This window comes from Paracoccus nototheniae (genome assembly GCF_004335005.1).
Taxonomy (GTDB): Bacteria; Pseudomonadota; Alphaproteobacteria; order Rhodobacterales; family Rhodobacteraceae; genus Paracoccus; species Paracoccus nototheniae.
Genome location: NZ_RQRT01000127.1, coordinates 1 through 5,751 on the forward strand (window position 1 = coordinate 1; position 5,751 = coordinate 5,751).

Sequence of the window (5,751 nt, forward strand, 5' to 3'; positions counted from 1 at the left end):
ACTGGCCAGCGGCCAGCGGCCCACCGCGTCCGATCTGTTCCTGACCCCGGCCAATGCCGCCCGCATGGCCGCGCAACTGGCGCAGATGCGCGGCGCGGCGATGAAGCTGGGCCAGCTGGTCTCGATGGAGGCGGGCGACATGCTGCCGCCCGAGCTGACGCAGATCCTGTCGCGGCTGCGCGCGGATGCGGACCCGATGCCCCCCAAGCAGTTGCAGCGCGTGCTGGACGCCGCATGGGGGCCGGGTTGGCTGCGCCATTTCGCGCGGTTTCAGGTGCGCCCCATTGCCGCCGCCTCGATCGGGCAGGTGCATCGGGCGCAGACGAAAGACGGGCGCGATCTGGCGATCAAGGTGCAATATCCCGGCGTGCGCGGCAGCATCGACAGCGACATCGCCAATCTGGGCCTGATGATGAAGATCCCCGGCGTCCTGCCCCCCGGCATCGACCTGCCCGCCCTGATGGCCGAGGCCCGCGACCAGCTGCATGCCGAGGCCGATTACACGCGCGAGGCCGCGCAGATGCGCCAATACGCGACCAATCTGTCGGGGCGTGACGAATTCCTGCTGCCGGTGCCCGACGATCAGTTCAGCACGCCCGATGTGCTGGCGATGGATTTCATCGACAGCCGCCCGATCGAGGAACTGGCCGACGCCCCTCAGGCCCTGCGCGACCGCGCCGCGCATCATCTGGGCCAGCTGGTGATCGAGGAGATGTTCCGCTTTGATCTGATGCAGACCGACCCGAATTTCGCCAATTACCGCTGGCAGGCGGACGCGGCCCATCCGGCGGGCGGACGCATCGTGCTGCTGGATTTCGGTGCGGCGCGGGGGTTTTCGGCCCCCGTTGCGCCGCGTTATCTGGCGCTGCTGCGCGGCGCCCTGTCGGGCGATGCGCAGGCCATCCGGCAAGCGGCCATCGACATCGGCTATTTCCGGGCCGAGACCCCGCCCGATCATCAGGCCCTGTTGATGGGGATGATGGATCTGGCCTTTGCGCCCCTGCGCGCGGGCGGGGTCTTTGACCCCTCGACCACCCAGATCCCGCGTCAGATCGCCGATCTGGCGATGCAGGCCGCCGCCCTGCGCGCCCGGGCCGAGATGCCCCCGCCCGAGATCCTGTTCCTGCACCGCAAGATCGCGGGGCTGTATCTGCTGATCGCGCGGCTGCGGGCGCGGGTCGATCTGGACGCGCTGATCCGGCCCGACGATCTGGACCGGATGCTGGCCGCGCGGCTGGCCAGTTCGGTCGGTGGGACGCCCTAGGCCTGACCGGCCTCCGCCTGACCAACCTCGTGCAGCCGGTCGCCGACCAGCCGCGCGATCAGGCGAAATTCCTGCGAGATGGCCAATGCGGGGCCGGTGCCTTCGGTCGGGACGGCACCGGGGTCTTCCTGCCCGTCATGCAGGGTGTCGCGTTGTTCCAGCCAGTCCAGCACCGGCTGGCGGGCGGCGGGGTCAAGCGCCGCGACCAGACGCGCCAGCAGGCGGCGCTGCGCATCAAGGCGGGCTTCCAGAATGGCTGTTTTGGTGTCGGTCATGGGCGGCCTCCTGCGGCGATGATCATGCGGGGGCCGAACGCGCGGATGGGCCAAAGGGGTCCGGTCGGGGATGGGCCGGGGATGGAACATCGCCTGCCTGCACGGGTTGGGCCGCGTGGATCGGCACGGCAACGGGCAGGGGTGGCAAGGCGATGTGGGACTGGGTCTCGGACAATAGCGGGCTGGTGCAGGCGGCGATGGCGGCGGTCACCGCGATGGTCTGGGTGGTCTATCTGCACATACTGGTGCTGGGCATGCGCCGCCAGCGCCGGACCGAGATCCTGATCCATCTGGGCGGCGCGCGTGATCTGTCCGCCCGCATCCTGGTCAGCAATCTGGGGCTGGAACCCCTTTACGTGCTGGAGATCATGCTGACCGTCTGGACCGAGGCCGGCCAGCGCATCTCCTCGGTCGCCGACCGGACCGAGATTGCCCGCGACCAGCATGAAAGCCCGCGCGAGGCGACCCTGCAGGGCGCCCTGAAAAGCGGCGATCATGTCGATATCGGCAGCGTCACCGACCTGCTGGACCGCGCCCGCCATCACAGCTTCGATGCGATCGAGCCGGGCGATATCCGGCATCTGGAAATCACCGTGGCGGCGATCACCGCCGCCGACAGCTCCATCGCCGCCGCCACCCGGCGGTTCCAGATGCGGGGGCAGGGGGATGATCTGTCGCTGCGCCCGCTCAATCTGGCGGCCCGGCAGATCCGGTCGCGCCGCCAGCGCCGCAAGATCGAGGCGCAGATGCGCAAAAGCCTTTAGGGTTCAGTCGGCGCCGAACAGATCGCGGGTATAGATCTTGTCCGCGACCCCCTCCAGATCCGCCGTCAGCCGGTTCGCCACGATCAGATCCGCGCGCGCCTTGAAAGCGTCCAGATCGCGGATTACCTCGGACCCGAAGAACCGCGCATCGGACATGGCGGGTTCGTAAACGATGACCTCGACCCCCTTGGCCTTCAGCCGCTTCATGATGCCCTGCACGGCTGATTGCCGGAAATTGTCCGATCCGGCCTTCATCACCAGCCGATAGATGCCGACCACCTGCGGATGGCGCGACAGGATGTGATCGGCGATCACGTCCTTGCGGGTGCGGTTGGCATCGACCACGGCAGCGATCAGATTCTGCGGCACATTGCCGTAATTGGCCAGCAACTGCTTGCTGTCCTTGGGCAGGCAATAGCCGCCATAGCCGAACGAGGGGTTGTTGTAATGGCTGCCGATGCGCGGGTCCAGGCCGACGCCGTCGATGATCTGGCGGCTGTCCAGCCCGTTGGTCAGCGCATAGCTGTCCAGTTCGTTGAAATAGGCCACGCGCAGCGCCAGATAGGTGTTGGCGAACAGCTTGATCGCCTCGGCCTCGGTCGGGCCGGTCAACAGGACCGGCACGTCATCGTCCAGCGCCGCCTCGGCCAGCAGATCGGCAAAGGCGCGGCCCCGGGCGCTGTCCTCGCCCACCACGATGCGCGAGGGGTGCAGGTTGTCGTGCAGCGCGCGGCCCTCGCGCAGAAACTCGGGGCTGAAGATCACCTGATCGGTGCCAAGCCGGGCGCGCACATCCAGCGTAAAGCCGACCGGCACCGTCGATTTCACCACGATCAACGCCTGCGGGGCCAGCCGGGTCACATCCGCGATCACCGCCTCGACGCTGCTGGTGTCAAAGCGGTTGGTGACCGGATCGTAATTGGTGGGGGTGGCGACGATCACGATTTCGGCGCCCGCATAGGCGGTGGCGGGATCGGTCGTGGCGGTCAGATCCAGATCGGCGGTGGCCAGATGATGCGCGATGTCATCATCGATGATCGGGCAGCGCCGGTCGTTCAGCATCGCCACGCGCCCGGCATCCACGTCCAGCGCGCGGACCGTGTTGCGCGCCGCCAGCAGCACCGCATTCGACAGGCCCACATAGCCGATCCCGGCCACGGCGATGATCTTTCCCGACATGGCGGAACCTCTCCCTGAATTTTTCAGCAGCTTAGCGGGTGGCGGCGCCGTCGCAAGCGCCGCCCCGATGCTGCCACGCGGATGTGTTCAGCCAGCCAGCGCCTTGGCCTCGGCGCGGCGCGCATGCAGCGCAGGCTCGGTATAGCCCGAGGGCTGGCTGGTTCCGGTCAGCACCAGATCGCGCGCCGCCTGAAAGGCCGGGCCGTCAAAGCCCGGCGCCATGGGCCGATAGGCCGGATCGCCCGCGTTCTGGGCGTCCACCTTGGCGGCCATGCGGCGCAGGGCGTCTTCGACCTGATCGCGGCCGATCAGCCCATGTTCCAGCCAGTTGGCCAGATATTGCGCGCTGATGCGGCAGGTGGCGCGATCCTCCATCAGCTGCACATCGTCGATATCGGGCACCTTGGAACAGCCGATGCCCTGATCGACCCACCGCACGACATAGCCCAGAATGCCCTGCGCGCTGTTGTCCAGTTCGCGCAGGATCTGGTCCTGCGGGATCGGGTCCAGCGCCAGCGCGGGCGTCAGCAGCAGGTCCAGACCGGGGACCGGCTGGCCCGACAACTCGTCCTGACGGGCGGCCACATCGACCATGTGGTAATGCAGCGCATGCAGCGTGGCCGCGGTGGGCGAGGGCACCCATGCCGTCGTCGCGCCCGATTGCGGATGGCCGATCTTGGCGGCAAGCATCTCGGCCAGCGCGTCGGGCTTGGCCCACATGCCCTTGCCGATCTGCGCGCGGCCCTTCAGCCCCGCCGCCAGACCGATCTGGACGTTGCGATCCTCATAGGCCTTCAGCCAAGGCGCGGCCTTCATGCCGTCGCGGCCCAGAAAGGCGCCCGCCTGCATCGAAGTGTGGATCTCGTCCCCGGTGCGGTCCAGAAACCCGGTGTTGATGAAGAACAGGCGGTGGCGCAGGGCGTGGATGCAGGCGGCCAGATTGGCGCTGGTGCGGCGTTCCTCGTCCATCAGGCCCAGCTTGACGGTGTTGGCGGGCAGGCCCAGCACCTGTTCGACATGGGTGAACAGGCGGTCGGCAAAAGCGGCCTCGTCCGGCCCGTGCATCTTGGGTTTGACGACATAGACGGCGCCCGCGCGGCTGTTTCGCGGCCCTTGGGTCTTGTTCAGATCATGGATGGCGCAGGCCACCGTCACCATCGCATCCAGCAGCCCTTCAGGCGTGGGCTGACCATCCCTGGTGACCACATCGGTGGTCATCAGATGGCCGACATTGCGCACCAGCAGCAGGGCGCGGCCCTGCAGGGTCAGCGTGCTGCCGTCGGGGCGGGTCACCACCAGGTCGGGGTTCAGGCGACGGGTCATGACCTTGCCGCCCTTGTCAAAGCTTTCGGTCAGATCGCCGCGCATCAGGCCCAGCCAGTTGGCATAGACGCCGATCTTGTCGGGCGCGTCCACCGCCGCGACGCTGTCCTCGCAATCCTGAATGGCCGACAGCGCGGCCTCCAGCACCACATCGCGCAGACCGCTGGCCGAGGCCGCGCCGATCGGATGGGCGGGGTTGATCACCAGTTCGACATGCAGCCCGTGATGGCGCAGGACAAAGGCTGTGTCGTCGCCATCGGTCCGGGTGCCGACAAAGGCATCGGCATCGGCCAGCCGCACCGGCTGACTGGCGATGGTCGCCACCAGCCCCTGATCGTCGGCGCCATAAGCCTCGACCGCCGCATGGCTGCCAGCCAGCAGCGGCACGGCCTGATCCAGAAATTCCGCAGCGCGCGCCACGACCGCATCGCGGCGCGCGGTGTCGAACCCGCCCGAGGGCACCGGCCCCATCACGTCCGAGCCGTAAAGCGCATCATAAAGCGACCCCCACCGCGCATTCGCCGCATTCAGCGCGAAACGGGCATTGCTGACCGGAACGACCAGCTGCGGCCCGGCCATGGTCGCGATTTCCGGATCGATGGCGCCATTGTCGATGGTGAAGGGCGCGGGTTCCGGGGTCAGATAGCCGATCTCGTCCAGAAAGCCGCGATATGCGGCCCCGTCCCAGGGCTGGTTGCCATGCGCCTTGTGCCAGGCGTCGATCTGATCCTGCAGGGCGGCGCGGCGGTCCAGCAGGGCGCGGTTCTCGTCGGCAAAGCCGTCCAGCAGGGCCGCATAGCCCTGCCAGAACGCGTCTTCGGTCACATCCGTGCCGGGCAGCACCTGCGCCCGGATGAAGGCCGCGAAATCGCTGTCGACCTGAAGGCCGTGGATCTGAGTGACGGGACGGGCCATGCTGTTCTCCTGAATATCGGCTGCAAGGGGT

5 protein-coding genes are annotated in these 5,751 nt (G+C 67.8%); 2 read left to right on the plus strand and 3 right to left on the minus strand.

Annotated elements, in window-relative coordinates:
- The coding region (locus EG885_RS21640) for an ABC1 kinase family protein (RefSeq protein WP_131578806.1) at positions 1-1,264 on the plus strand (1,264 nt) is incomplete at its 5' end.
- Here EG885_RS21640 and EG885_RS21645 read toward each other — a convergent pair.
- Positions 1,261-1,539 (minus strand): hypothetical protein, encoded by a 279-nt coding sequence (locus EG885_RS21645; protein WP_131578809.1) that lies wholly within the window; start codon positions 1,537-1,539, stop codon positions 1,261-1,263. The two genes, EG885_RS21640 and EG885_RS21645, sit on opposite strands and share 4 nt — an antisense overlap.
- A 152-nt stretch (positions 1,540-1,691) precedes the next feature.
- On the opposite strand from EG885_RS21645, the gene EG885_RS21650 reads away from it, so the two are divergent.
- On the plus strand, positions 1,692-2,303 hold the full coding sequence (locus tag EG885_RS21650) for a hypothetical protein (RefSeq protein WP_131578812.1): 612 nt from the start codon (positions 1,692-1,694) through the stop codon (positions 2,301-2,303).
- 3 nt (positions 2,304-2,306) lie between these two features.
- Here EG885_RS21650 and EG885_RS21655 read toward each other — a convergent pair whose 3' ends face one another.
- On the minus strand, positions 2,307-3,482 hold the full coding sequence (locus EG885_RS21655; protein WP_131578815.1) for a nucleotide sugar dehydrogenase: 1,176 nt from the start codon (positions 3,480-3,482) through the stop codon (positions 2,307-2,309).
- Positions 3,483-3,569: 87 nt separating this feature from the next.
- Positions 3,570-5,720, minus strand: coding sequence for a malate synthase G (locus EG885_RS21660; RefSeq protein WP_131578818.1), 2,151 nt, complete (start codon positions 5,718-5,720; stop codon positions 3,570-3,572).
- Positions 5,721-5,751: the final 31 nt, after the last annotated feature.